The organism is Candidatus Photobacterium acropomis (assembly GCF_030685555.1).
GTDB lineage: Bacteria > Pseudomonadota > Gammaproteobacteria > Enterobacterales > Vibrionaceae > Photobacterium > Photobacterium lucens.
The window spans coordinates 1,080,096-1,106,655 of sequence record NZ_CP131609.1 but is presented as its reverse complement, the minus strand read 5'-3'; the positions used below and the strand labels follow the sequence as shown (position 1 = coordinate 1,106,655).

The 26,560-nt window shown below is 41.5% G+C and carries 23 protein-coding genes; 9 read left to right on the top strand and 14 right to left on the bottom strand.

What is annotated here, in order from left to right; all coding sequences use genetic code 11:
- Positions 1-8: 8 nt before the first annotated feature.
- From bamA to rpsB, 9 genes are all read right to left on the bottom strand, one after another.
- Entirely contained in the window at positions 9-2,435 is a 2,427-nt protein-coding gene (gene bamA / locus Q7657_RS12000; protein WP_053989486.1) for an outer membrane protein assembly factor BamA, read from the bottom strand.
- 35 nt (positions 2,436-2,470) lie between these two features.
- The gene (rseP, locus tag Q7657_RS11995; protein WP_053989487.1) at positions 2,471-3,826 is read right to left on the bottom strand and encodes a sigma E protease regulator RseP; all 1,356 of its coding nucleotides are present in this window, start codon (positions 3,824-3,826) and stop codon (positions 2,471-2,473) included.
- Positions 3,823-5,019 (bottom strand): 1-deoxy-D-xylulose-5-phosphate reductoisomerase, encoded by a 1,197-nt coding sequence (gene ispC, locus Q7657_RS11990; protein ID WP_107167204.1) that lies wholly within the window; start codon positions 5,017-5,019, stop codon positions 3,823-3,825. Before ispC ends, rseP begins: the two co-directional genes overlap by 4 nt.
- Before the next feature lie 58 nt (positions 5,020-5,077).
- On the bottom strand, positions 5,078-5,926 hold the full coding sequence (locus Q7657_RS11985; protein ID WP_045065461.1) for a phosphatidate cytidylyltransferase: 849 nt from the start codon (positions 5,924-5,926) through the stop codon (positions 5,078-5,080).
- A 101-nt stretch (positions 5,927-6,027) separates the two neighbouring features.
- Entirely contained in the window at positions 6,028-6,789 is a 762-nt protein-coding gene (gene uppS / locus Q7657_RS11980) for an undecaprenyl pyrophosphate synthase (RefSeq protein WP_053989490.1), read from the bottom strand.
- 69 nt (positions 6,790-6,858) lie between these two features.
- Positions 6,859-7,416 carry a ribosome recycling factor gene (gene frr, locus Q7657_RS11975; RefSeq protein WP_008986231.1) on the bottom strand — a complete coding sequence of 186 codons (558 nt, stop codon included), beginning with the start codon at positions 7,414-7,416 and terminating at the stop codon, positions 6,859-6,861.
- A 76-nt stretch (positions 7,417-7,492) separates the two neighbouring features.
- Positions 7,493-8,221 carry a UMP kinase gene (gene pyrH, locus Q7657_RS11970; protein WP_008986230.1) on the bottom strand — a complete coding sequence of 243 codons (729 nt, stop codon included), beginning with the start codon at positions 8,219-8,221 and terminating at the stop codon, positions 7,493-7,495.
- Positions 8,222-8,313: 92 nt separating this feature from the next.
- Positions 8,314-9,159, bottom strand: a complete 846-nt coding sequence (gene tsf, locus Q7657_RS11965; protein WP_107167205.1) for a translation elongation factor Ts — start codon at positions 9,157-9,159, stop codon at positions 8,314-8,316.
- Between the two features lie 119 nt (positions 9,160-9,278).
- Positions 9,279-10,007: a 30S ribosomal protein S2 gene (gene rpsB / locus Q7657_RS11960; RefSeq protein WP_008986228.1), complete on the bottom strand. Its 729-nt coding sequence runs from the start codon at positions 10,005-10,007 to the stop codon at positions 9,279-9,281.
- A gap of 369 nt (positions 10,008-10,376) precedes the next feature.
- Here rpsB and map point away from each other — a divergent pair, with 369 nt between their 5' ends.
- A complete protein-coding gene (gene map / locus Q7657_RS11955) occupies positions 10,377-11,216 on the top strand; it encodes a type I methionyl aminopeptidase (protein ID WP_053989492.1) in 840 nt (279 codons plus the stop codon).
- A gap of 125 nt (positions 11,217-11,341) precedes the next feature.
- Positions 11,342-13,963 carry a bifunctional uridylyltransferase/uridylyl-removing protein GlnD gene (glnD, locus tag Q7657_RS11950; protein WP_107167237.1) on the top strand — a complete coding sequence of 874 codons (2,622 nt, stop codon included), beginning with the start codon at positions 11,342-11,344 and terminating at the stop codon, positions 13,961-13,963.
- 61 nt (positions 13,964-14,024) lie between these two features.
- On the opposite strand, the gene Q7657_RS11945 is transcribed toward glnD, so the two are convergent.
- From Q7657_RS11945 to Q7657_RS11935, 3 genes are all read right to left on the bottom strand, one after another.
- Positions 14,025-14,471 (bottom strand): flavodoxin, encoded by a 447-nt coding sequence (locus tag Q7657_RS11945; RefSeq protein WP_107167206.1) that lies wholly within the window; start codon positions 14,469-14,471, stop codon positions 14,025-14,027.
- Positions 14,472-14,563: 92 nt separating this feature from the next.
- Positions 14,564-15,301, bottom strand: coding sequence for a tRNA pseudouridine(65) synthase TruC (gene truC / locus Q7657_RS11940; protein WP_107167207.1), 738 nt, complete (start codon positions 15,299-15,301; stop codon positions 14,564-14,566).
- A gap of 9 nt (positions 15,302-15,310) precedes the next feature.
- Positions 15,311-15,631 (bottom strand): YqcC family protein, encoded by a 321-nt coding sequence (locus Q7657_RS11935; RefSeq protein WP_107167238.1) that lies wholly within the window; start codon positions 15,629-15,631, stop codon positions 15,311-15,313.
- A 198-nt stretch (positions 15,632-15,829) separates the two neighbouring features.
- Here Q7657_RS11935 and Q7657_RS11930 point away from each other — a divergent pair, with 198 nt between their 5' ends.
- From Q7657_RS11930 to Q7657_RS11915, 4 genes are all read left to right on the top strand, one after another.
- A complete protein-coding gene (locus Q7657_RS11930) occupies positions 15,830-16,870 on the top strand; it encodes a DUF3549 family protein (protein WP_181319899.1) in 1,041 nt (346 codons plus the stop codon).
- Positions 16,871-16,895: 25 nt separating this feature from the next.
- Positions 16,896-17,210, top strand: a complete 315-nt coding sequence (locus Q7657_RS11925; RefSeq protein ID WP_008986221.1) for a DUF3301 domain-containing protein — start codon at positions 16,896-16,898, stop codon at positions 17,208-17,210.
- 2,168 nt (positions 17,211-19,378) lie between these two features.
- Entirely contained in the window at positions 19,379-19,609 is a 231-nt protein-coding gene (locus Q7657_RS11920) for a DUF2789 family protein (RefSeq protein WP_008986220.1), read from the top strand.
- Positions 19,610-19,639: 30 nt separating this feature from the next.
- Positions 19,640-19,912, top strand: coding sequence for a hypothetical protein (locus Q7657_RS11915; protein ID WP_008986219.1), 273 nt, complete (start codon positions 19,640-19,642; stop codon positions 19,910-19,912).
- Positions 19,913-19,962: 50 nt separating this feature from the next.
- On the opposite strand, the gene Q7657_RS11910 is transcribed toward Q7657_RS11915, so the two are convergent.
- On the bottom strand, positions 19,963-20,739 hold the full coding sequence (locus tag Q7657_RS11910) for a Zn-ribbon-containing protein (RefSeq protein ID WP_053989496.1): 777 nt from the start codon (positions 20,737-20,739) through the stop codon (positions 19,963-19,965).
- Between the two features lie 4 nt (positions 20,740-20,743).
- A complete protein-coding gene (syd, locus tag Q7657_RS11905; RefSeq protein WP_053989497.1) occupies positions 20,744-21,298 on the bottom strand; it encodes a SecY-interacting protein in 555 nt (184 codons plus the stop codon).
- A gap of 89 nt (positions 21,299-21,387) precedes the next feature.
- Here syd and queF point away from each other — a divergent pair, with 89 nt between their 5' ends.
- The 3 genes from queF to Q7657_RS11890 all read left to right on the top strand — a co-directional run bounded on the left by queF (position 21,388) and on the right by Q7657_RS11890 (position 26,323).
- Positions 21,388-22,236, top strand: coding sequence for an NADPH-dependent 7-cyano-7-deazaguanine reductase QueF (gene queF, locus Q7657_RS11900; protein WP_053989498.1), 849 nt, complete (start codon positions 21,388-21,390; stop codon positions 22,234-22,236).
- A 115-nt stretch (positions 22,237-22,351) separates the two neighbouring features.
- Positions 22,352-24,631: a tetratricopeptide repeat protein gene (locus tag Q7657_RS11895; RefSeq protein WP_107167209.1), complete on the top strand. Its 2,280-nt coding sequence runs from the start codon at positions 22,352-22,354 to the stop codon at positions 24,629-24,631.
- Between the two features lie 126 nt (positions 24,632-24,757).
- Positions 24,758-26,323: a GGDEF domain-containing protein gene (locus Q7657_RS11890; RefSeq protein WP_107167210.1), complete on the top strand. Its 1,566-nt coding sequence runs from the start codon at positions 24,758-24,760 to the stop codon at positions 26,321-26,323.
- The last annotated feature ends 237 nt before the right edge of the window (positions 26,324-26,560 follow it).

Sequence of the window (26,560 nt, the reverse complement as noted above, 5' to 3'; positions counted from 1 at the left end):
CTCAAAAATTAGAATGTCTGACCAATGGTGAATGTGAAGAATTCCTCATCATCCCCTTCATATTTCTTGATAGGCTTAGCTACCGAGAATACAAGTGGACCCATTGGCGACATCCACTGTAATGCTGCACCGTAAGACGCACGGATCATATCTGGTTTAGAATAGTCTTCCAGTTTTTGACCATCGCTACTCTTATAGTTCAAGTTATATTCGGTATCCCAAACAGAACCTGCATCAACAAAGAAACTGGTGCGAATTTGATTCTTAAGCTCATCTGATACTAATGGAGTCGGAACAATAAGTTCCATACTCGCAAGAGCAATTGCGTTACCACCAGCAGCATCATCTGTACCTGTTGCACAGTTGTTGTTACCTTGTCCATTAACACCACAACCACCAACAAACACGGCTTTTGGACCTACGGTATTTGAACGGAAACCACGGATCGTACTAAAACCACCGGCATAGAAGTTTTCGTAGAATGGCATTAACTGATCACTACCGTTATCCGTCTTACCATAACCGTTACCGTAACCTAAACGACCACGTAGTAATAAGGTGTAATCTTGTTTTTCCGTTAATGGAATGTACTGGCGCACGTTATAGTTCGCTTTAAAGTACTGTGAATCAGAACCTGGGATTGTCATCTTAAATGAGAAATCTTGACGGTTACCTGATGTCGGGAAGTAACCACGGTTCAAATTGTTACGTGTCCAGCCAAATGTCCAGCTGAAATCATCCAATTCAATCGCACTGTCACTATCTAGATCAAAACCATGGATCTTCTTAAATTGCTGGATTTGATAATAATCTTGCGTATTAGAGATCTTGTTATGATCGTAACCTAAGCTAAAGTTGAAGTAGTTTAGCTCATTGTATGGGAAGCCCCAAGTTAAGCTCGTACCATAGCTTTGGTTAGTGTAGTCCGAGATATTCGCATCAGAGGCTTCAAACTCGTTGTAGTAAACGCGACCACCTAAGCTCACGTTATTAATCGTGAAGTATGGGTCGTTGTACTCTAGACTAATGTTCTTAGAGTAATCATTAGTTTGTGCATTGATACCAAAACGGTTACCTGTACCTAAGAAGTTATCTTGAGTAAGGCCTGCTTGGAAACTAATACCTGATTCAGTACCGTAACCAACACCAAAGTTAACACTACCTGAGTTTGCTTCTTTTACGTTGTATTTGATATCTACCTGATCATCTGAACCAGGTACTCGTACAGTCTGTACATCAACATTTTCAAAGAAACCAGTACGATTCAGACGCGTTTTACCTGTTTCAATCGCTTTTGCGTTTAACCAGGTACCTTCCATCTGACGCATTTCACGACGTAATACTTCATCTTTCGTATTGGTGTTACCACGGAATTCAATATTACGTACGTAAATACGCTTACCTTGTTCAACGTTAACAATCAAAGATACTTCATTGTTCTTATCGTCAAACTCAGGGTAAGTCGTTACTTTAGGGTAGGCATAACCCGCTTCACCTAGATCACGCTTAATCGCTTCTTCTAGCGCAGTAACTTCCGCACCGTTATAAACCGAGTTTGGTTTAAACGTTACTAACTTATCAAACTCTGCAACACGACCTTCTACATCACCACGGAACTGTACATTTTTAACTTTGTACTGATGACCTTCATGGATCTTAAGGGTGATGTATACGCCTTTTTTATCTGGCGAGATCGATACTTGTGTTTCTTCTAAACGGTACTTTAAGTAACCATTATTTAGGTATTGAGAACGCAGCGCTTCTAAATCGCCTTGTAACACCTGCTTTTGATACTTCTCATTCGCCATAAAGTTCCACCAAGGCACATCGTCCTTAAGTGTGAACTTACTGCGTAATTCATCATCACTGAAAACATGGTTACCTAAAATGTTAATCTGCTTAATTTTTGCAGACACACCTTCAGTGAAAACAAATTTAACATCAGCACGATTACGAGGTAGAGGTGTCACAACCGCTTCTACTGTCGCGTTGTATTTACCAACACTGTAGTAGAAATCCTCAAGCCCTTTTTCAATCTTTCGTAGCGTTGTACGATCCAAAGCCTCGCCTACTCGTAAGCCTGACGCTTCCAAGTTTTCTTTTAACTGTTCAGCTTTGATCGCTTTATTACCAGCGAAAGTGATATTGGCAATAGTAGGACGCTCAGTCACATCTATCTGAAGTGTATTACCGTCGCGGTAAACTTTAATATCTTCGAAGTTGCCAGAAGCATAAAGTGATTTAATTAGTTCTGAAATATCCTGTTGATTAACAGTATCTCCAACGCGAACTGGCATCTTTAACAATGCAGCACCTAACGTGACACGCTGAAGCCCTTCAAAACGAATGTTATCAACTACAAAATTATCTTCCGCACTATGCGCAACGCTACTGGTTAAAAGCAGCGATGCGACCAACAGTTTTTTAATCGCCATTACTGTTCTGATTATTCCTTGCTAAAAACGCATTATTAAAGACGGGTAAAATCATTGAATAGCGCAACGGCCATTAACGCAACCAAAATGGCTGATCCCACTCTATAGCCAATATCCTGAATTCGTTCTGAGACAGGACGACGAGTCACCGCTTCGATAGCGAAGAACATTAAATGCCCTCCATCTAACACTGGTAGCGGTAACAAATTAACTATACCTAAATTGACACTAATCAATGCCAAAAAGCCGAGAAAATACACTAAACCAAAATCGGCAGTCATCCCCGCCCCTTTCGCAATGGAAATAGGCCCGCTTAGGTTTTTTATTGCAACATCACCTGTAAACAACTTCGTTACCATATCGAATGTTAAGGTTACTAGCTGTTTTGTCTTTTCAGTAGCCTTCACTACTGCTTCAAGTGGACCAAACTGTAAATTAATTTTGTACGACTCAGGCCATGGTTCAATAGATGGCGCTAAACCGACATAACCAATTTTACTACCGTCAGGCTCAACCTTACTGTGAGGTACAAGTGATAACACCACTGGTTGCCCATCACGTAAGACTTCAACAGATAATTGTTGTTCTGGGTGCGTACGCACGGCATCAACAAACTGCTGCCACTCAGTTACAGGTTTTTCATCAATTGCTACAATCTTATCATTTAATTTAAATCCTGCATCTACTGCAGCACTATTATCCACCAATTGCGCGACATTTAACGTAATTGCAGGTCGATAAGGCATAATACCTAAGGTATTTAGCACTTGCTGTGACTCAGGATCATAAGACCAATGTGATAAATCTAAAGTGCGAGTAACAACAACATTGCTATTAGGCTCGGTTGCTGTGATCTGCATTGTTTTATCACCGATATGAGAAACCATTGCCATATTGGCAGATTCCCAATCAGAAGTTTCGATTCCTGAAACTGATTTAAGTTCCATTCCAGGTGTGATTCCTGCTTGCGCCGCGATCGATTGTGGCGCAACTTCACCAATAACAGGTTTAAGTGCAGGAACCCCAATAAGATAAACTACCCAATAGGCAAAAATCGCAAACAAGAAGTTAGCTAGCGGACCTGCCGCAACAATCGCACTTCGCTGCCAAAGCTTTTTATTATTAAACGCCATATGACGCTTTTCAGCAGGTACTTCTTCCACCCGCTCATCAAGCATTTTTACATATCCACCTAATGGGATAATCGCAAGGGTATATTCGGTACCATCCTTACCAACTCGGCGCCATAACGACTTACCAAAACCAATAGAAAATCGTTCTACATACACACCACAACGACGTGCAACCCAAAAATGTCCAAATTCATGAACTGCGATTAAGATCCCAAGAGCAACTAAAAAAGCACTTAAATTGCGGATAAATTCAATCATGCAAATTCCTTGATGATGATATCGGAAGCCAGTTGACGAGCTTGTTTATCTATTTCCATTACCTCTTCAATATCTTGAGGTTCCACAAGCACGGCTATTTCTAGCACTTTTTTGTTCACTTTAGCAATATCAGTAAAACGAATTTGACCGGATAGAAACGCAGCGACAGCAATTTCGTTCGCAGCATTCAATGTTGTTGTTGCTGCTTGACCTTGATAACAGGCATCAATGGCTAGCTTCAAACACGGGTAACGGTCAAAATCCGGCTTCAAAAATGTAAACTCACCGACTTGACTAAAATCTAGTGGCGCAACACCTGCCTCTACACGCTCAGGATAAGCCATCGCACAAGCAATCGGCGTACACATGTCCGGCAATCCCATCTGAGCGATCACTGAGCCATCTTTATACTGCACCATCGAATGGATCACTGATTGAGGATGAATAATCACATCCATTTGCTCACGGCTAGCATTAAATAACCAGCGCGCCTCAATATACTCTAGACCTTTATTCATCATTGTGGCTGAATCCACAGAGATTTTAGGTCCCATAGACCAGTTCGGATGCGCTATCGCCATTGCCGGCGTTACATCATCAAGCTCACTAATATCAGTATATCTAAACGGACCACCTGAGCCCGTGAGCAACACTTTACTCACACCCGATGCGGATAAATCACAACGTCCCATACGCTGTTGGATCTCAGCGGGTAGCGATTGGAAAATCGCATTATGCTCACTATCAACAGGTAACAGTTCAGCGCCGTGCTTTTCACATGCATCAATGAACATTTGACCTGTCATCACCAGCGCTTCTTTATTAGCAAGCAAAATACGCTTACCTTTTTTCACCGCAGCCATCGTAGGTAATAAACCCGCCGCGCCAACAATAGCAGCCATCACAGTATCAACGCACTCTAATGCTGCTACATCACAAACACCCTGTTCGCCAGACAGAACACGAACATCTAACCCGTGCTGTTGTAGTTTTTGTTCAAGTAATTTTGCAGCATCAACATCAAACATCGCTGCATATTGTGGCTTCCATAACTGACAAAGTTCAAACATCTTATCGACATTTGAACCTGCTGCTAACGCCGTTACTTCAAATAATTCAGGGTTATTTGCAATAACATTTAAAGTACTACTACCAATCGAGCCTGTGGCACCAAGGATCGTTAACTTACGCATAAATTCACTTACATTTACAAAAAAGGCAGCGTAATGGCTGCCTTAAAAAAGAGATGGCTTACATTAACCAGAGATAGAGTAATGCAAAAACGGGTATTGCTGCGGTTAGGCTATCAATACGATCTAAAATACCGCCATGACCTGGTAAAATATTACCACTGTCTTTCACGCCAGAAGCACGTTTAAACATGCTTTCAACCAAATCGCCTAACACTGAAATCACTACAGTAATAATAGCAATCAATAACAAGCTTGAAATCGATACAAATGGAATCGCCAGTAAATTCGCGCCAATCCAAGTAATGATAACCGCTAACACCACACCACCAATTAAGCCTTCGATCGTTTTATTCGGGCTAACTGCTGGCGCCATTTTGTGTTTACCAAAGCGTTTGCCAGAGAAATACGCACCAGTATCTGCTGACCAAACAAGGAAACACACCAGTAAAACTAGCTTAGCACCATGATAAGGATCATTGCTGTAATCCACTGCACGTAACATTAAAATGCTCCAAAAAAATGGCAGTAATGTTAGTAGGCCGAAAAGTTGTTTTACAAAAGAATTAGATGCCCATAACTTATCGGTTTTGGGATAGGTTATCGCTAAGAAAGAAGCAATTAACCACCAAATGCCACCGATCAGTAATACGCTATGTAGACCACCACTTAATGCTGATAGTGATGTTGCATCTACTGGTAATAACACTAGGCTTGCACCCAATGCAATCACAGGTAGAACCATCGCACTAATACGAGATGATGCATTAACAAATTGAGTCCATTCCCAAAAACCAACAAGGGTTACAGCTGCAATCGCAGCAACAAAGGCAGGAAATGGTAAGAAGAAAATACCCGCAATGACAAGTGGTGCGAGGATTAATGCGGTAATTATTCGTTGCTTTAGCAAACTGCGTCCTCTATATAATTATTGTATAGGCTCAAAGCCTTAGTTGTTGTAAATAATAACGCCAACGCACATCTCTGCGCATTGGCGAAAAATAATAACTTTTATTTTAACAATGCTTGTATCTGTTCGCCTGTACAACCAAAACGGCGCTCACGAGTCACAAACCACGCTACTGCGTTCATCAAACTCGCTTCATCAAAATCAGGCCAGTGTTGCTCAGTAAAATACAACTCAGCATAAGCGGTTTGCCACAGCATAAAGTTGCTGATTCGGCACTCGCCACTGGTACGGATCAACAGATCAACATCAGGAAGCCCATAGGTTGAAAGACCGGATTCTAAATCCTGCTCTGTGAGTTCGCTGATATCAAGATCATTATCAACGGCGCGCTGTGCTAGCTGTTTAGCAGCTTCAAGAATGTCCCATTGACCACCATAATTGGCAGCAACATTGAGCACCATACCTGTATTATCTGCGGTTAATGCTTCTGCCGTGGCAATTTTTTCTTGTAAGCGTCCGCTAAAACGCGTCGTATCACCGATGATACGTAATCGAATATTATTTTTATGTAGCCTTTTTACTTCACGACTTAATACGGTCATGAAAAGCTCCATCAATAGTGAAACTTCAGCTTCTGGACGACGCCAGTTTTCACTACTAAAAGCAAAGAGCGTTAATGCTTTAATACCAAGACGATTTGCAGTAGAGACTGTCTTTCGCACGGCTTCTACGCCAGCCTTGTGGCCAAACACCCGAGCTTTGCCTTTGGCTTTTGCCCAACGACCATTACCATCCATAATCACTGCGATGTGGTTTGGAAGACAATCTGCCGAAAGCCCAGCCTCGATTGAATGCTCTGCCATCTCTATCCCTCAAAAAAAAGCGCCGTGCTGCACGCACAGCGCTCCTAATCATTTAAAACTAGTTACGTTTTAAACTTCCATTAACTCTTTTTCTTTCACTTCTAGAACAGCATCGATGTTCTTGATAGCGTCATCAGTTAGTTTCTGAATTTCGTCTTGTGCACGACGATCATCATCTTCAGAAATTTCTTTGTCTTTTAGTAGCGCTTTAACGTTCGCGTTAGCATCACGACGGATGTTACGTACAGCAACACGACCTTGCTCAGCTTCTGCACGTACAATCTTAACAAGATCGCGACGACGCTCTTCTGTTAGCGGTGGAAGTGGAACACGGATCACAGTACCAGCAGACATTGGGTTTAAACCAAGATCTGACATCATGATCGCTTTTTCAACTTTAGGCGCTAGTTCACGGTCAAATACTGTGATTGCTAGTGTACGTGCATCTTCAGCAACAACGTTAGCAACTTGGTTTAGTGGCGTGTTTGCACCGTAGTACTCAACAGAAATAGTATCAAGTAGGCTTGGGTGTGCACGACCTGTACGGATTTTCACTAGTTGGTTTTTCAGTGCTTCAACACTTTTTTCCATGCGCGATTGCGCGTCTTGTTTGATTTCGTTAATCACGATAAATACCCTTGATTATTCGGTCACAATAAAAAAGCTATTATTACTTTTTTAGTTAATCAGTTGTCCACTGTGCTTAAGCGCTAGTGATTAGCGTACCTTCTTGCTCACCCATTACTACACGACGTAGTGCACCTGGCTTATTCATGTTGAATACGCGAATAGGCATCTTGTGGTCACGAGCAAGTGTAAATGCCGCTAAATCCATTACTTTTAATTCTTTTTCAAGCACGTCTTGGTAGCTTAGCTTATCACAAAGAGTTGCATCTGGGTTTTTAACTGGATCGTCTGTGTAAACACCGTCCACTTTGGTTGCTTTCAGTACAACATCTGCTTCAATTTCAATACCACGTAGACACGCAGCTGAATCTGTTGTGAAGAAAGGATTACCCGTACCCGCAGAGAAAATAACTACACGACCTTGACGTAATTGGCTGATCGCATCAGCCCAGTTGTAGTTATCACACACACCGTTAAGAGGAATAGCTGACATTACTCGAGCGTTCACATAGGCACGGTGCAAAGAATCACGCATTGCTAAGCCGTTCATTACAGTTGCTAGCATACCCATGTGGTCGCCCACAACTCGGTTCATACCTGCTTCTGCAAGGCCTGCACCACGGAATAAGTTACCACCACCAATAACTAGGCCTACTTGTACGCCTAATTCAACGAGTTCTTTGATCTCTTGAGCCATACGGTCAAGAACTTGTGCGTCAATGCCGAAACCTTCTTCGCCTTGTAGTGCTTCACCACTTAGCTTAAGCAAAATTCGTTGATAAGTTGGTTTTGGATTTGTGGTCATGTGTTTTACCTTCCAGGCTAACTTGAGATATGGAGTTGTAAAAAGACCGCAGCCATGGCTACGGTCTTCTATAAGCTATTCGCTAAAAAGGATTAACCTTTTTGAGCCAATGCTACTTCTTCAGCGAAGCTTAGGCCTTCTTGCTTCTCGATACCTTCACCAACTTCTAGGCGAACGAAACCAGAAACAGAAACACCAGCTTCTTTAAGCACGTCACCTACAGTTTTCTTAGGTTCCATGATGAAAGCTTGACCAGTTAGAGAAACTTCGCCAGTGAACTTCTTCATGCGGCCTTCAACCATCTTTTCAGCGATTTCTTTAGGCTTGCCTTCGTTCATTGCGATTTCAACTTGAACTTCGCGCTCTTTAGCAACTACGTCTGCTGGTACGTCAGATGGGTTAACGTACTCTGGCTTAGATGCAGCAACGTGCATTGCAACGTGCTTAAGAGTTTCTTCGTTACCGTTACCAGCAACAACAACACCGATACGCTCACCGTGACGGTAAGTAGCGATTTGCTCGCCTTCGATGTAAGCAACACGGCGAACAGAAACGTTCTCACCGATCTTAGCAACTAGAGCAACACGTGCTTCTTCGAATTGTGCTTGAAGCTCTTCAACAGATGCTTTGCTAGCTAGAGCAGCGTCAGCTACTTCGTTAGCGAAAGCAAGGAAGTTACCATCTTTAGCAACGAAGTCAGTTTGACAGTTAACTTCTACAAGAGCTGCAGTAGTTTCGTTGTTCTTGATGATGATAGTACCTTCAGCAGCTACGTTACCCGCTTTTTTAGCAGCTTTAGCAGCACCGCTCTTACGCATGTTTTCGATTGCTAGCTCGATGTCAGCGTTAGCTTCTACTAGCGCTTTTTTACATTCCATCATGCCTGCGCCAGTACGCTCACGCAGTTCTTTAACTAGGGCAGCTGTAACTGTTGCCATTGTCATAATCCTCAGATTTAATTCTTTGAGTAAAAATCAGGGGCCTCTAGCGGCCCCTGGTAACCATTCTTAGTTTACACAAGGTAACTTAAGAGGCTCTGTAAAGTACCAAGTACTTATTAAGCTTCAGCTACGAAACCGTCTTCTTCAGCTTGAACAGCGATATCTTGGTTGCGAGCTTCTTTAACAGTTTGAGCTACAGCACCAGTGTAAAGCTGGATCGCACGGATTGCGTCATCGTTACCTGGGATAACGAAGTCAACACCGTCTGGATCTGCGTTTGTATCAACAACAGCAAATACTGGGATACCTAGGTTGTTAGCTTCTTTAATTGCGATGTGCTCACAATCAGCACCAACTACGAACATTGCGTCTGGTAGACCGCCCATGTTCTTGATACCACCTAGTGATTTCTCAAGCTTTTCCATTTCACGAGTACGCATTAGCGCTTCTTTCTTGGTTAGCTTCTCGAAAGTACCATCAGTAGATTGAGCTTCAAGATCTTTAAGACGCTTGATTGACTGACGAACAGTTTTCCAGTTAGTCAGCATACCACCCAACCAACGGTTGTTTACGTAGTACTGGTCACAGCTTACTGCTGCTTCTTTGATTGATTCGCTAGCTGCGCGCTTAGTACCAACGAAAAGAACTTTACCTTTACGAGCTGCAATTTTTTCAATTTCAGCTAGTGCTTCGTTGAACATTGGTACAGTTTTTTCTAGGTTGATGATGTGTACACGGTTACGAGCGCCGAAAATGAATGGCTTCATTTTTGGGTTCCAGTAACGAGTTTGGTGACCGAAGTGTACACCAGCCTGAAGCATGTCGCGCATTGATACAGTTGCCATTGAATAATCCTCTATGGGGTTAGGCGTCCACATATCCCATCTTAAAACCGACCCGATGACAGCAATAAGCTATCGTTATCTAATCGAAGATAACCGAGCACCCCGGCAGATGTGTCGATATGTGTGAATAATAAAATTAAGTATGTATGACTCAATTAAGTTGCACCTTCGTACCTATATATTAGTGCTAAAGCAAAAATACACTTAGTATGAAAGTAACAAAATCACTGATCACGGCGCGCTTTATACCACATATTTAGTCGCTAAATCCAGTCAAATCTGGTTATGAGAATTAATCTTATCTTTCCATTCTCCCCTAGCGACTGGTAACATAGCGTTATAGCAAAACATCCGAATAGAGACGATTATATGAGCATTAAGATCAAAACGGCTGAAGAAATCGAAAAAATGCGCGTAGCGGGCCGTTTGGCTGCTGAAGTGCTAGAAATGATCGAACCCCACGTTAAAGCTGGTGTAACTACCGAAGAGCTTGATCGTATTTGTCATGACTACATCACTAAAGAGCAACAAGCGATCCCTGCACCACTAAACTACCACGGTTTCCCGAAATCAATCTGTACTTCAATCAACCACGTTGTTTGTCACGGTATTCCAGCAAAAGCGGATGAAGAAGTACCTGAAGCTAATGGTAAATTCAACAAGCCTGCTGTGCTTAAAGATGGTGACATCATCAACATTGACGTCACAGTCATTAAAGATGGTTACCACGGTGATACTTCTAAGATGTTTGAAGTGGGTGAAGTATCACTTGAAGACAAGCGTCTTTGCCGTGTTGCACAAGAAAGCCTGTACTTAGCGATCAAGAAAGTAAAACCAGGCGCACGTGTTGGCGATATCGGTACTGCTATTCAAAAATTCATTAAAGCGGGTAATAGCCGTTTCTCTATCGTTAAAGACTACTGTGGTCACGGTATTGGTAACGAGTTCCACGAAGAGCCACAAGTGGTTCACTACAAAAACAGCGATCGCACTGTATTGAAAGAAGGCATGTGTTTTACGATTGAGCCAATGATCAACGCGGGTAAATTTGGCTGTGAATCAGATGATCAAGACGGCTGGACTGTTTACACTGTAGACGGTAAGAAATCAGCTCAGTGGGAACACACGCTACTAGTAACAAAAGAAGGTTGTGAGATCTTAACACTACGTAAAGAAGAATCACTGCCTCGCCTAATGCACAACGCATAATGGTTACTCAGTTAACAAGATAATAAAAACCGACCATATGTGTCGGTTTTTTTCTATCTATACATGTTGTTCCGATGTGGTTGTGGTTATAGTAAAGCTAAGATTCAACAATGGCATGGACAGCAATGACGGATACTCTTTCTCTTCAACTTGATAGCTACGCAGATCAAGACATTACCCAAGAAAAACTACGCCAAGCACTAACAGCGTTTGCAGAGCATCAAAAACAACGTTTTTTCCAACATGTTCCTATTGCCGATCTCGTCACTGAACGTAGCCGCTATATCGATCAATTACTCCAACGTTTATGGCATTTTTATGGGTTTTCGCAACAGGAAGATTTAGCGTTAGTCGCGGTTGGCGGTTATGGTCGAAGTGAACTCCACCCCTTATCTGATGTTGATATTCTTATTTTAAGTGAAGACCCGATTGAAGACGCTGTCGGTACCAAAATAAGCGAATTTGTTACGCTTTTGTGGGATCTTCGCTTAGAAGTAGGACAAAGTGTCCGTACCGTGCATGATTGCTTTAACATTGGTAAAGACGATTTAACCGTTGCAACCAACCTTACCGAAGCCCGCTATCTTTGCGGTAACAAAGCCATCTTCGAACACCTTACTGAAGTCTTAAACTCAGAAAAATTTTGGCCTAGCCATGTGTTCTATCAAGCCAAACTTGAAGAGCAGAAAGTCCGTCACGCTCGCTATCACGACACCACTTATAATCTTGAGCCCGATATTAAATCGAGTCCCGGTGGTCTTCGTGATATTCACACCTTAAGTTGGGTTGCTCGTCGTCATTTTGGTGCCACCAGCTTATTTGAAATGAGTCGTCATGGTTTTCTTACTGATGCTGAATATCGAGAACTCGTTGAGTGCCAAAATGAACTCTGGCGGATCCGCTTTGCTTTACATATTGAACTGCGTCGTTATGACAACCGCTTAACCTTTGATCATCAAGCATCAGTCGCTGCAAATCTTGGCTACCAAGGTGAAGGGAATCAAGCGGTTGAAATGATGATGAAAGAGTTCTATCGCACCCTACGTCGCGTTGCTGAGCTTAACAAAATGCTGCTTCAGCTGTTTGATCAAGCAATTATCACTAACAAAAGAGATGTCGCGCCAGTTGTATTAGATGAAGACTTTCAAATTCGTGGACACTTAATTGAAGCGACCAAACCCGCTTTATTTCAAGCTCGTCCAGAAACCATTTTAGATATGTTTCTACATGTAGCGAAAAACTCCGAAATTGAAGGTATTGCTGCGCCAACACTACGTCAATTGCGCACTGCTCGTCGTCGTTTAAATCGTTTTCTCATAGATATTCCTGCTGCCCGTGAAAAATTCATGGAACTAGTACGACAACCGAATGCGTTGCAAAAAGCCTTTCGATTAATGCATCGTCATGGCGTCTTGTCTGCATACTTACCGCAATGGAGTCACATTGTCGGTCAGATGCAATTTGACTTATTCCATGTCTATACCGTGGATGAGCACAGTATTCGAGTGATCAAAAACCTCAATAAGTTTGCTGCTCCCGAAAACAAACAACGCCATCCGATTTGCTGTGAGGTCTATCCTCGTATTGTCAAAAAAGAACTGTTAATCCTCGCCGCTATTTTCCATGACATTGCCAAAGGTCGAAAAGGTGATCACTCAGAGCTTGGGGCAGTAGATGCCTATGAGTTTTGTATTCAACACGGGCTTTCACGCCCCGAAGCCAACATCGTGTCATGGCTGGTGAAAAAGCACTTACTGATGTCTGTCACAGCACAACGTCGTGATATTTACGATCCTGAAGTAGTAGCAGAGTTTGCTAAGCAAGTACGTGATGAAGAGCGCCTTGATTACCTTGTTTGTTTAACCGTTGCCGATATTTGCGCCACTAACCAAGACTTATGGAACAGCTGGAAACGCACCTTGCTTGCGGAGCTGTATTACTCCACTCAAAAAGCGTTACGTCGAGGGCTAGAAAACACCCCAGATGTACGAGATCGCATTCGCCACAATCAACAACTAGCGTCAGCCATTTTACGTAGCAAAGGTTTCCAACCTCGTGAAATTGAGGTGTTATGGCAACGCTTTAAAGCCGATTACTTCTTACGTCATACCCATAAACAATTGGCTTGGCATGCCGAAGCACTATTGCAACACGATCATGACAAACCACTCATTTTATTGAGCAAAAAGGCCACGCGCGGTGGTACAGAAGTCTTCGTCTACAGCAAAGATAAGGCCAAACTATTTGCTATTGTGGTGTCAGAGCTTGATAAGAAAAACTTAAGTGTCCATGACGCCCAAATCATGAACAGTAAAGACGGTTATACCCTAGATACTTTCATGGTGCTTGATCCTAATGGTAAAGCGATCAATGAAAACCGCCATATCACGATCCGTAGAGCACTAACCAAAGCGCTCACAGTAATGAAATCAGAGCGAAAAATTCGTCGAGCACCTCGTAAGCTATTGCATTTCAATGTCCCAACAGAAGTCAGTTTTCTGCCAACCAAAACTGGCAAAAAGACCATGATGGAATTGGTTGCCTTAGATATGCCAGGCTTACTTGCTAAAGTGGGCTCAGTGTTTGCCGAGCATAACGTTAGCTTACAGGCTGCCAAAATTACCACCATTGGTGAACGGGCTGAAGACTTCTTTATTTTAGTTAATGAACAAGGTAGCCATCTGACCGAAGAGCAGCAAGAGATCTTAAAAGCTTCCTTAATCAAAACGATTAATAAACATGCCTGATTTAATCTTCATCACGAACACCATTGATAACAAAAAAAGCCTGCGTAATGCAGGCTTCTTTTTAAAGTTGGGTAACAAATTGATCAAACCAGTCTTGCGCCACTTCTAACGGTTCAAAATGTATACCAGCATCAATATCTAACCTTGGCTGTAATGATTTAGCGCCTAGCTCTGAAAGTAATGCATCAAATTGGCGTCCAGCACCACAGAAACGATCTTCTCCATAACTCGAATCCCCCATAGCAATCACACCAAAACCTTGCTCAGGTAACAATGGGAATTGATCTTGTAATGCGACATACAGCGGCAGTAGATTTTCAGGGATCTCGCCTTGCCCTGTTGTCGATGAAATGATCAATACAGTGTCATTTTTGTAATCAAGAAAATCATCGAGTGTCGGATCAAAATACACTTGAGTATCAATCGATGCCGCACTGCTAGCTAATGCTTCAGCAAGATCTTCTGCGCCACCATAAACAGATCCAATAAAAATACCTAACCGAGCCATTGTGCCCTCCATTGCCACTGTTGCGTTATTACCACTGTGGCAATGATAGGCTTAAAAATCAAGCCAATGAGGTTTGACTTGTGAAAGCGCGATTAGTCTCGCACTAATAGATCTGATGACCAATTAAATGCCGACATTACACGTTGCCATGTTTCATCGATATCAGCACGAATATCAATCAGCTCCCCTGTGATCGGGTGAGCAAACTGCAATCTTGATGCATGTAGCATTAAACGATGACAATCATAGTTTTCACGGAACATACGATTATGGCGTCCATCACCATGATTAACATCACCAATAATATGATGGCTTAAATGGTGCATATGACGACGTAACTGATGCTTACGCCCTGTCTCTGGTTTCATTTCCACTAAACAATAACGACTGGTTGGGTAGCGACCTACTGCAATATCAGTCTCGATAGTAGCAAGTGGTTTATACGCCGTAACGGCAGGCTGCGCTTCTTTCTCTTCCGATGCATTTTTATCGGCGATTTTATCAAGCTCAACCTTGAGTGGATAATCAAGCACCGCGGCTTCTTTTATCCAACCTCGTACCACTGCATGATAGGTTTTATGCATATCGCGACCAGCGAACATTGGCATCATTTCTGCTGCAATTTCACTTGATAAACCAAACAACAATACACCTGAAGTCGGGCGATCAAGGCGATGTAATGGGAACACGTGTTGACCGATTTGATCACGCAATGTTTGCATCACAAAAACAGTCTCATGGCTGTCTAACCAAGAGCGATGCACTAACATACCCGCAGGTTTATTTACCGCAATTAAATATTCGTCACGGTATAAAATTTCAAGTTCCATTACATGTACTCAGTGTTGTTTAAATAGTAAATCAAGCTGACGAGTGATCGCTAAAATCGCTTCAACACCTGGTTGCTCTTTCATAGCCTCTTCAATATAAGGACTAATTTCAAACCTCTCAGGCAAAGGTAATCGCAGCGCAATTAACTGACCAAATTTAGGTATAAAAATCCATTGCAGCCATTGATGACAATCAAGTGTATCTATTGCAAAAGGCTCTGTGCTAGCCAATGCTTGAGGATCAGGAGGCGTTAATTGCCAATGACAATGTTGGCGTAAAACCACTTCTAACTCATCAAGTAGACGCTGGCTATGATGATACTTATCCATTTTTCCTCCTGCACTAAAGCCGCGCAGAATAGCACCTGATAACACATCACCCAAGGATTTGTTCATTTGTGCTTCATTCTACTCTCACAACACTTCATCCCTTGTGTTGATATAAAGATAAATCCTTTCGTGAATAGGTAGGATTGCCCCGTTGCAAAAGTTATACTGAATTTCTGATTGAGGAGCACAGATATGTCCATGGATAAATTTCATACCCTAACCCAACTACTTGATAATGCAGGCTGTCAGTACAGCATTTTTGATCTCGGCCGCCGTGTTAACGAAATCGACGTTTCACAATTTAAAGCGGTAGAAGACAATCGCCAGCCTTATCCATGGCCATTACAGCAACACGCACACTTAGCCATTTCATTTTGGCAGCCAAACCACTCGCCATGGATTTGGTTTTTACGTTTACCGCTTGATGAACGTGGTTTATTAAAACAAGCCGCTGTAGGTGATTTTATTAAGTATGTGATTGAAGCGATGGGCGCGACACTCAATGCTGAGCCAACAGAAGAAGAACAAGAAAAACTAGCAGCCAATCCTTATACTTTTAAACCAACTGATGACAAGATGGCTATTTTCCATGCTCAACTTCGTCAACAATTAGACTTACCTGCCAGCCAATATTATGAGCATGCGCAGCATTACTTATCAGGTCAATTGGATTGGGAACAATGGCAAGGTGTTGGCTTACAAGGACTCGCTGATATCTGTGCGCGAATGAAGCAAGAAAATAATGCGACTTATATCCGTAAATCGATTACGAATTTACCGATGACACCGCTTTACGCTTTATTGGGCTGTTTAGAGCATTGCCCATTACCAGACACACTGAGTGCGCGTATAAATGAGCACCTTGACGCTGAAATCAATAGCGATAACCCTGATATTTTTCTGGTCTCAGCATTAATTCGTGCCTTATCAGGCAGTAACACTTCACTGTTACATCAAGCACTTAAAAATATTCTCGATAAACCTGAACTGTGTCATCGTGAAGTCTTAATTGCCATTGCTGGTCGTTGCTGGGCTGGATTATCAAACACCGACATTGCGGCTAAATTCTTATTGCGCCTAGCCCAAACAGAAGATCAAGCACTGTTTAATCAGCTGTTTGCCGATCTTGTTATGCTACCTGTTCTACGTGGCATCATGCTGCAAGTATTACATGGTCAAGCGGAGCCTGAATTGATCGCTGCAATTCAAAAATTACAACAACATGCGCGTGGGCAGTGATGAGCCTACTCACGGAAATTAATCGATGGAAAACTTATTAGGAATACTGCTCGTTGCAATCATTGCTTTTTTATTCTGGCAACAGCGACGACAAACCGAGCTAGCACAATATTTTATTGAGCAACGCTGCAAAAATATGGGATTACAGCTGCTAAGTTTTGCTAGAGGTAAACACAAGCTTAAAGATCACCATGGTGAATGGGGCTGGCGAACAGTATTTATCTTTGAATTTTCTGCTGATGGGCATGATGCTTATCAGGGCTATTTAGAAATGAAACGTCTGCGAGCAAGTCACTTCTTTATTCCACCGCATCGTTTGCCTGAAGGTGAAGAGTATTAATTCTTAGCCACAAAAAGAACGGGCGCAACATCTGTTGCGCCCTATGGCTTTACATGTAGCATTTCCCGCTACTATGGTGCTCCCTGCTATCAATCCTTGATATACTTAAGTCCCCAGTGTAACTCCAAACTCCATCCAAGAGTTGCTCTTCGGTAGTTCCTTGACCCGTCAATATATCCGATACTGACTCTCTCTCCCGTTCCTGGAGGTGTCCCTACTTCATCCTAAAGTTGTTCCTGACTTCATCAATGAAGGTATTCCCTACTCTATCCTAGAGTGTTCCACTTACTCCATCCTAGAGCGCTATCCCTAAACTTCGTTCCTAAAGTGTCCGTGTCATCCAGACTAGTAAATATCCTAATTTACTGCACCACATCCTGTAGTGTTCCTGCACAATCCTTGTTAGATAGCTCCGCTATCTATTTCTCATCCTGAGACTAGCTAATCCTTAGCTGTTCCAAATCCCATGTCGTTCCCTTTCGACACGATAAATATTACCGCATTAGTCATTGAGAACAACATATATACAGAATATGAAAGAATAAAACATTTTATTAATATGTTAATTATTTGGTTAAGCGTTTGATTATATTTATATATTGAGAATCTATTACTCTTTTTCCAATACAAAAAAAGAATTACTCCCACAAACTTGTAAGAGATCTCTTACAAGACGAATAGCTAAATGACCATAAAGTCCAATAAAATAGGCAGATCTAGGCCAAACATAGTAATAATGTTAAAAAATCGATCGCATAGAAATGAAGGAGGTGAAGCGCGTGGAAAGTTTTGCGAAGGCAGAAAAAAGAGCGGGCGCGACTTTCGTCGCGCCCTTAGGTCTTACTTGCAGCATTCCCGCTACTATAGTGCTCCCTGCCTCATTCCTTTGACTGCTGTTTCCTTCAGCATTGTCCTTATACTTCGTCCTGAAGTTGTTCCTTTGGTTATCCTAACCCGTCATCACATCCTGTTCTGACTCTCTTCTCCTTCCTGGAGGTGTCCTTTACTTCGTCCTGAAGTGTTCCATCTGTCATCCTGACTGGTAAATATCCTATTTACCTTACCGTATCCTACGGTGTCCCTTCACAATCCTTGCTTGATAAACCATCCTAGTTCACCAACTTCTCATCCTGAGATACTACATCCTGTAGTCAATTCCTGTTCCGTTCCGTCAGCTCCTTCCGACACCATTAATATTACGTTAATCACCAATAAAAACCCACACCCTTAAATTTATTTATTTTTCAGAAAAAATAAACCACAAGGAGAAAAACGATAAAATAACAATAAAAACATAATGTTAATTATTTAATATAAGATATTTTTGAAACCTAAAATGCATATTTCCCACGCCTTTGTAAGAGATCTCTCACAAGAAAGCTAGAGATTGGTGATTTTTATGTTTTCACATTCTTTTACATTTGATGTTTTAACAACAGAAGTGGCACAGTAAAGCCATAACAAATGACCTTAAATGCAATAAAGGTGGGGGAGTTAATAAAGATATTTTTCTTCAAATAAAAAGAGAGGGCGCAACTTTCGTTGCGCCCTTAGGTCTTACTTGCAGCATTCCCGCTACTATAGTGCTCCCTGCCTCATTCCTTTGACTGCTGTTTCCTTCAGCATTGTCCTTATACTTCGTCCTGAAGTTGTTCCTTTGGTTATCCTAACCCGTCATCACATCCTGTTCTGACTCTCTTCTCCTTCCTGGAGGTGTCCTTTACTTCATCCTGAAGTGTTCCATCTGTCATCCTGACTGGTAAATATCCTATTTACCTTACCGTATCCTACGGTGTCCCTTCACAATCCTTGTTTGATAAACCATCCTAGTTCACCAACTTCTCATCCTGAGATACTACATCCTGTAGTCAATTCCTGTTCCGTTCCGTCAGCTCCTTCCGACACCAATAAGATTACGCGATTGGTTATTTTAAACAATCCACCCAAACCAATAGTTTATAAAATAATTAAATTCTATAAATGCTAACGCTATTAGAATTAATATAAATCATTAACTTATCGTTAATAACAAAGAAATCAACTAAACATGTAATCGATTTATCTTACACCTTTGTAAGAGATCTCTCACAAAGCCAAGAGTCAAAAAAGACAATAGGAATGCACTATACTTTGCTTAGTATCTCAGTCATGATGATAAGGAACTGCTCATGGAGCCATTCCAGCACAATTTATCCAATCTATTTAGTCAATTAGGGCTAAATAACTCTGATGAATTTATACAAGTGTTTATCACTCAACATCAGCTGTCTCAGCAACAACATATAACTGAGGCACCTTTTTTCTCAAAGGTACAACGCCGATTTATTCAAGAGTGCCAAGAGCAAGATGCGGATTGGTGTGAGGTAATAGATCAACTCGATGCATTACTAAGAAAGTAAATGCGGTTATAGATGTAGGATACAAAAAGAATGTCGACAATCACTCAAGAATTAGAAAGTGTCATTGCAGCATTAACAACCGAAGGTAAAGAGCCTTCCGTTGCACTGATCAAAGCGCGATTATCTAATCCCCTGCCGATTCCTGTGATTATTAAAGCACTGCAAGCATGGAAGAAGAACGCAAAAGTACCGACAATTGAAAAACAAACGAAAACATTAACCGCAGATGAGCGCATTGCACAATTGGAGCAACAAGTCACAGCCCTATCTGAGCGCTTAGCAAGATTAGAAGCACAACAATAATAAAAGGCTCCCTCTGGAGCCTTTTATTTAAATGCCGTTAGTGTACTTTGCTATTGGAAGTTCCAAGAGAGATTTGAAACCAAGCGACAATCATCACACTTAAAATGGAATAAGCCGTGTAATGGCTCTCCTACTCGCCAATCCTTACCACAACTAGGACAAGTACGACTCGCTTCACTTTCTAGATTTTCACCACCCACACGATATAAATAGTAATAGGTTGGTACTTGAGTTTGACGCTCTAAATTCTCGCGCAGCTTATTACCACGTATAAATAGCTCACTATCAATGTCACCAATTTCATGTAGTGCCATTTCAATCGCTGGTTTGCTCTTATTCGCCATTTGAATTTCATCAAACGCTTGCCATTCTGTTTGCCACTTCACCAACGCTTTATGATCGCCATCAATTGGTGCTTGGGTTTGATATAACGGGATCGGCAATAATGAATCACCACTACGTAATGGCGAGCAAGTGTGGACATAAGTGGTGTATAGCACTTGCCATGTTGGACGCGCAGTTTCTGCCACAGACTCTGAGTTTAAATCGACGCCTAGCACTTTAATTTTTGGTGCTAATAAACAAGCATCACTGAGCAAATCAAAACAACGGTTTACCTGTGGGCTATTAAATTTAGGATGCAGGCTGTCTTTTTCAGGGCAAACAGCACGTACACGAAAAATCCCTTCATCAATAGTGATTGGAAACTCACGTCCTAAAACCTGACCGTTGTAACGCAAGTCATCCATCAAACCATTAATCGCACGATCAACACGTGATAGTGTTGTGTTATCAAAACACTCAAACTGTAACTCAACAACGTACACGTTTTTATTCCTCGATAAGTACTGGTTGTAATTGTGTTAAAAATTGCTCAACGTTTTCAGCAAGTACTTTTCGTACATCTTTACCCAATGTTTCAAGCAGTACATTACCGGTTAAATTACAGATAGAGATCACTTCAAATTCAGCTTCTAATGCTGCAATAAATACTGTTGGTTTTAACTTTAAACGACGCTGCGTTACTAAGTGACCCAAAATATTTTGTTGAAGGCGGTCGATATCTTCTTCGTTAAATGCTTGGAGAAGATCTAATTCAATCTCGCCAAATTTCGCCTGCATATCACCACTAAACTGTGAACAGTAAAACGCATGAATATCATCATGCAATGTCAATTCAATGCCTTTTTCAACCCCGTCTAATCGTCCCATTGGATTTCTTAGCTCAGGTTTCCATGTCACAGCATTGCCGGAGTCATGAACAACACAAGGTGAATCTAAGCCAACAAGATCCTGACTTTGTGGAAAACCGCGATCTGCATCACACCATGCTTGCAAATAACGAGAAGAAAAATCAGATAAAGCACGGGTAACTGGATGATTCATTCGCAACCTCATTAAAGATTCAGTAAACTTTAGGTTTGAAAACCGTTTTTACGGACTATCAATTCTAATCCAAGAGTGTCATAGACAGTATGAGTAAATATAAAGACGCTAAAGAATTAGCAGGTTTAACCCTTGGTAAAACCACTGAGTATAAAGATCAGTACGATCCATCGCTACTACAAGCAGTGCCAAGAAGTCTAAACCGTACCGATCTTAATATCAGTGATGATGCACTCCCATTCACTGGCTATGATATTTGGACGTTGTACGAATTGTCTTGGCTAAACAGTAAAGGGTTACCACAAGTTGCTATTGGTGAAGTGCGTCTACCTGCATCAAGCCCAAATCTTATCGAGTCAAAATCATTTAAACTGTATCTCAACAGCTTCAACCAAACCCGTTTTGAAAGCTGGCAAGATATTGCAGATACCCTACAAATCGATTTGTCTCGTTGTGCAGGTGATAACGTTGATGTCACCATTCAACCACTTGAAGATTTCAGTGAGCAACCGATTGTGAATTTCTTTGGCGCTTGTATTGACGATCAAGATATTGAAATTGACGATTACAGCTTCAACCCTGCACTACTTGAAGACAGTGTTGAAGATGAAGAAGTAGAAGAAATTTTGCATAGCCACCTACTAAAATCTAACTGCTTGATCACGAGCCAGCCAGATTGGGGTAGCGTACGTATTGCTTATAAAGGCAAGCGTATTAATCGTGAAAAACTACTGCGTTACATCATCTCATTCCGTAATCACAACGAATTCCACGAGCAATGTGTAGAGCGTATTTTTAGCGATATCATGAAATACTGCAAACCAGAATTATTGACGGTTTATGCGCGTTATACCCGCCGAGGCGGCTTAGATATCAATCCATATCGTACAAATATGGGTAAATCTCCTAGTGATAACTTCCGCTTAGCTCGTCAGTAATTCGACTTCGTTAGCGAAATCAACATTAAGTCCAGCAAAAATCTTTACTTTGCTGGACTTGATGCCTTAAGCCAGTAAAATCAACACTATTCGTTTTTTGCAGTCTTGGGATGATATGTTTTTTCGCCGTTTGCTTTGTACTGGTCTCGTTTTATGTTCGCTTTCTTTCAGCCTACAAGCAAAAGTCTACACTGTCCCAATGCTTTCCGAGGCCAATGGTTTACTATTAAGTCAGCCAGAACGTGCCCTTTCGCTTACTGAGAAGTACCTCAGTCAACGCCGCTTAAGTAAACCTCAAGATCCTGCTCGTGTTCATATCAATGAAGAAAGCGATCACACCATTCGTACCCCTTTGAACACGGTTAATGCACTGCAGATTCAAGCCAAAGCACTATCGATTTTACATCGCTCTGAACAAGCAATTGCAGTGATCAAAAAAGCCGAAGAGCTCGCCAGTGACAATGGTCTGATCTACCCTCTTTACGAAAGCCGTTTATTACTAGCGGAATTCTATTGGGAAAATCTGCGCAACAGTGCGACGGCATTAAAGATGCTAGATAGCATCGAAGAAGAAAGCCGTAAAGCGCCATCACTCAAACTGACAAAACAACTTCAAGTACTGAAATATCGTGCATTAATGCTACGTGCCAATATAGAGTCAAATATCGGCGCTGATGAGAAAGCAGAAAAGCTGTATATCAAAGCTAAAGGTTATTTAGTCGCTCTTGATGATCAAGATGAGTTAATTAACTACCAATTAAAACTAGGTCAGCATTACTTAAAACATCATCATTATGATATGGCATTGGATCGCCTACTCAGCGGTTATTGGTTAGCGGTTGAAACCGATGACCAAGGCCAGATCGCGCAAGCTAACTACTATCTAGCCGAGCTATTTGATGAACGAAAAGTCTATGATAAAGCGTTAGATCACGCGACCCAAGCCGGTGAGTTTTTCGAACGTTACAAACGTAGCCAACAGTTAGCAAAAACCCTGACGTTAATTGCTTCTATTTACGAACAACAAGGACGCTATAACCTAGCACTAGTGCATTATTTCAATGCCTTAGATCAGGAAAATCAGCTCAAGCATGATGTTCGTTCAGCACGATTACGACTCAACATTGCCCGTGTTTATCTGCATTTGTATAACTACACCAAAGCAGAGCAGTATATTGTTCAAGCTCGTAACTTGGCGCTACAAAGTGGTAATGAAAAGATTGTTGCAGAAAGCCAGATCTTACAAGGTCAGTTAGAGCTTGCTGAAAATAAGCTCGATAATGCTGTTACATCACTTCAAGCTGGATTGATTTCAGCCAGTCGCATCGGTGCTATCAAACTACAGCTGATGGGAGAATCTATCCTATCGGAAGCGTTTGAAAAGCAGAACGACTATTACAATGCCCTTTTAAGCCAGCGCCGTTATGAGCAACTCTATGCCAGCCAGCAAGAAAGCATTTCAAAAAGTAACGTTGAAGTGTTTAAACAGCAGCAAAAAATGATGGAGCGCTCACTGAAGCTCGAAGAAATGGAGCGCGAGCAATTTGAAAGTGAAAAAGCACTGTATAAGCAACAAAAAGTCTCGATGGTACTGATTGGCTTATTAGCTGCTATGTTGTTGCTATTACTGCGTCGTCAGCATATTTCAAAACAGCTCAAAGAGCAGCTATCACAATTACGTGTAGACTACTACACTCACCCTCGAAGTGGTTTACGAAATCTTCGTATGCTCAATGCGCGTTTAGCGAACTCATTACAACAAAGTAGTGCTAACTTCGAGCAATGGCATTTAGGTGAAATCATTAACGAGCCACTCAGTGATCGCTTACGTTTCGCCCTATTTGAAGCCACGTTCTTAAAACGTATTTACTTAGAGCAAGGTTATAAGCAAGGTCTAGATGCAGAAAAAGCGTTTGGCTCTTACTTAAAAGAGCAAGTATTAGAACCTGCAAGGATCTATCATTTCTCTGATGCCATGTTCCTCTATATTGAGCCAAATGCCCGTCTAAGTTGTGATCCCAAACAACTGGCTGACTCATTACAACAGCTCGTTGATAACTACACATTAAAGCACAACCTTAATAATGCGATTCAGATTGGTATGGCGGAATATCCCTTCTTACCAAGAGCCTATACCGCTATTAACGACCAAGAGCTAATTGACATTTTATTAATGGCAGTGAATGCTGGTCTGAATATGAATGACACCGATCCTGGAAGCCACTGGGTACATATTTGTGCCATTGATGCCGCACCGGCAGCAAGCTTTGTCTGTGGCGATATTCGCCGCTCTTGTATCGAAGGGATCGACAAAGGATTAGTTAAAGTGCGTAGTTCATCAAAAGCAGAAATTATCTGGAATAATGATCACAGTACTGACACAAAGCTAAGTTAAGTTGTTCAGGCTTTTTTTTCAGTGTCGATAATAAGAAAGATAAAAAGAAATCTAAGACATTGATTAAAAATCAAAAAGCTTAGATACGATATGGATATTAATTGTAATTGTATGAATGTGTAACCTGTGACAGATATTAATGCCGTTGTTTCTGAAGTGAGTAATTTGAAACAACGTTTAGATCAAGCTCAACTTTCTTACCGTGATGCCTCATTAAAATCACGGCGTGAAATCGTGATCTTAAAACGTCTGATCACACGATTAGTTATCGCTTGTCGCGGTATCAATAAAGAGCTTGATGAGCGCTTACAAAATATCAGTCATGAGCTCGAACAGCCTACCGATATCAGTAAACTCATTCCACGCCTTGCCATTGTTGAACGTTTAGTCACTCAACAAGCCGATATTATTCATAAGCAGAATCTTCGTTTAGATCAGAAAATCCACCAAGCTGGTGAAACCTTATCTCGTTATCGTGATCTTCCCGTACAACTACGTCGAGATCTACGTGCGGTGCTTTCCCATAACTCTGATGTATTACTCGATAATCACTTACGTATTGTGCGTATTGTTGAGCTCTATGAGCGTACGATCAAATTGGTCTCTGCCAATAAAGTACCGCAATTGGCACAGCACCATAGTGAGACAACAGCAACACATCAGGTTGAGTTGATTTCCGAGTTGCAATACTTGATCACTGAGCTCGACTTTAACGGTGAGTATGGCAACAAACTGCAAGAGATCAAAAATCAGTTAACTAACGATATTGATACTGAGAAACTGGCAACACTTCAGTTCCAAGTACTGCGCTTAATTTTAGATGCCACACTATATGAGCGCCAAGCATCACAAACCTTTTTGAATAATATCAATAGTGATCTTGCCGAACTGCACAAAAACACCAATCAAACAGCAGGGAAATCTTTGGTGCTCCACCAGCATCGAGGAGAGCTAGATAATGAGTTATCGCAAGTATCACAACAACTCAAAACTGAGTTAAATGATAATAAAGACCTGACAAAAGCAAGCCCTAAACTCGTATCCGTCGCACAAGAATTAGATAGCATTGTAGAGCGTAATATTGCTCTAAAAGCACGCGAGCAAGCGCTAATTCAACAGTTGCAACACAGTGAAAATCAAATTCAACATCTTATCGAGCAAACACATCACTATCGCCAACGTTTGCAAGATCAAGAAAAAAGCATGCTACGAGATTCACTCACACAAGTGTATAACCGCAGTGCGTTTATGGATCGCATTGAGCATGAATACCGTAACTGGTTACGCTACCAACACCCATTAGCGGTGGCGCTGATCGACCTTGATGATTTTGGAGATATAAACGATAACTTCGGTCATCATGCTGGTGATAAGGCACTGAAAATCATCGCTAAGGCTATTCAGCAATGTTTAAATGATACCGACTGTTTAGCGCGTGTCAGCGGCGATAACTTTATGCTATTGATGCCCGACAGTGATGAGCAACGTAGAAAGCATCTTTTAACTAAAATCCGAGAAGCCATAAGCCGTTTACCTTTCCGCTTTAAGGATAAGAATATTTCTATTTCAGTATCAATTGGTGCCACATTGTTTGAAGGTAATGACGATCATCACTCTGCTATTGAACGTATAGAAAAAGCCTTAATTAGTGCTCAAAATGCTGGAAATAACCGTTTAATTTGGATTTCATAATGCCTACAGTTAAACGGTATTTCCTTATAACAATGCCGTTTAACGCTATAAATCAATTCATTAATCTGTAAGATCCTATTTTCTCTTTTGCTATTCACCACTAGTCAAAGCCTGACTCTCTGTGTATGGTAATAAAAACAACAACACGTTATATATCTCCTTCCAACGCATGAATTCATCATCCATCGGGAGGAAATAACCTCAATAACAGTCTATTACTCTACTTGATGAGATATT

Coding starts and splice junctions, on each gene's coding strand:
- Q7657_RS11925 (WP_008986221.1), top strand. CDS start 16,896: ATGGAAAACTTATTAGGAATACTGCTCGTTGCAATCATTGCTTTTTTA.
- map (WP_053989492.1), top strand. CDS start 10,377: ATGAGCATTAAGATCAAAACGGCTGAAGAAATCGAAAAAATGCGCGTA.
- Q7657_RS11945 (WP_107167206.1), bottom strand. CDS start 14,471: ATGGCTCGGTTAGGTATTTTTATTGGATCTGTTTATGGTGGCGCAGAA.
- Q7657_RS11935 (WP_107167238.1), bottom strand. CDS start 15,631: ATGGATAAGTATCATCATAGCCAGCGTCTACTTGATGAGTTAGAAGTG.
- bamA (WP_053989486.1), bottom strand. CDS start 2,435: ATGGCGATTAAAAAACTGTTGGTCGCATCGCTGCTTTTAACCAGTAGC.
- queF (WP_053989498.1), top strand. CDS start 21,388: ATGAGTAAATATAAAGACGCTAAAGAATTAGCAGGTTTAACCCTTGGT.
- truC (WP_107167207.1), bottom strand. CDS start 15,301: ATGGAACTTGAAATTTTATACCGTGACGAATATTTAATTGCGGTAAAT.
- rseP (WP_053989487.1), bottom strand. CDS start 3,826: ATGATTGAATTTATCCGCAATTTAAGTGCTTTTTTAGTTGCTCTTGGG.
- pyrH (WP_008986230.1), bottom strand. CDS start 8,221: ATGACCACAAATCCAAAACCAACTTATCAACGAATTTTGCTTAAGCTA.
- Q7657_RS11930 (WP_181319899.1), top strand. CDS start 15,830: ATGGATAAATTTCATACCCTAACCCAACTACTTGATAATGCAGGCTGT.
- glnD (WP_107167237.1), top strand. CDS start 11,342: ATGACGGATACTCTTTCTCTTCAACTTGATAGCTACGCAGATCAAGAC.
- Q7657_RS11895 (WP_107167209.1), top strand. CDS start 22,352: ATGTTTTTTCGCCGTTTGCTTTGTACTGGTCTCGTTTTATGTTCGCTT.
- ispC (WP_107167204.1), bottom strand. CDS start 5,019: ATGCGTAAGTTAACGATCCTTGGTGCCACAGGCTCGATTGGTAGTAGT.
- syd (WP_053989497.1), bottom strand. CDS start 21,298: ATGAATCATCCAGTTACCCGTGCTTTATCTGATTTTTCTTCTCGTTAT.
- Q7657_RS11920 (WP_008986220.1), top strand. CDS start 19,379: ATGGAGCCATTCCAGCACAATTTATCCAATCTATTTAGTCAATTAGGG.
- Q7657_RS11915 (WP_008986219.1), top strand. CDS start 19,640: ATGTCGACAATCACTCAAGAATTAGAAAGTGTCATTGCAGCATTAACA.
- rpsB (WP_008986228.1), bottom strand. CDS start 10,007: ATGGCAACTGTATCAATGCGCGACATGCTTCAGGCTGGTGTACACTTC.
- tsf (WP_107167205.1), bottom strand. CDS start 9,159: ATGGCAACAGTTACAGCTGCCCTAGTTAAAGAACTGCGTGAGCGTACT.
- uppS (WP_053989490.1), bottom strand. CDS start 6,789: ATGGCAGAGCATTCAATCGAGGCTGGGCTTTCGGCAGATTGTCTTCCA.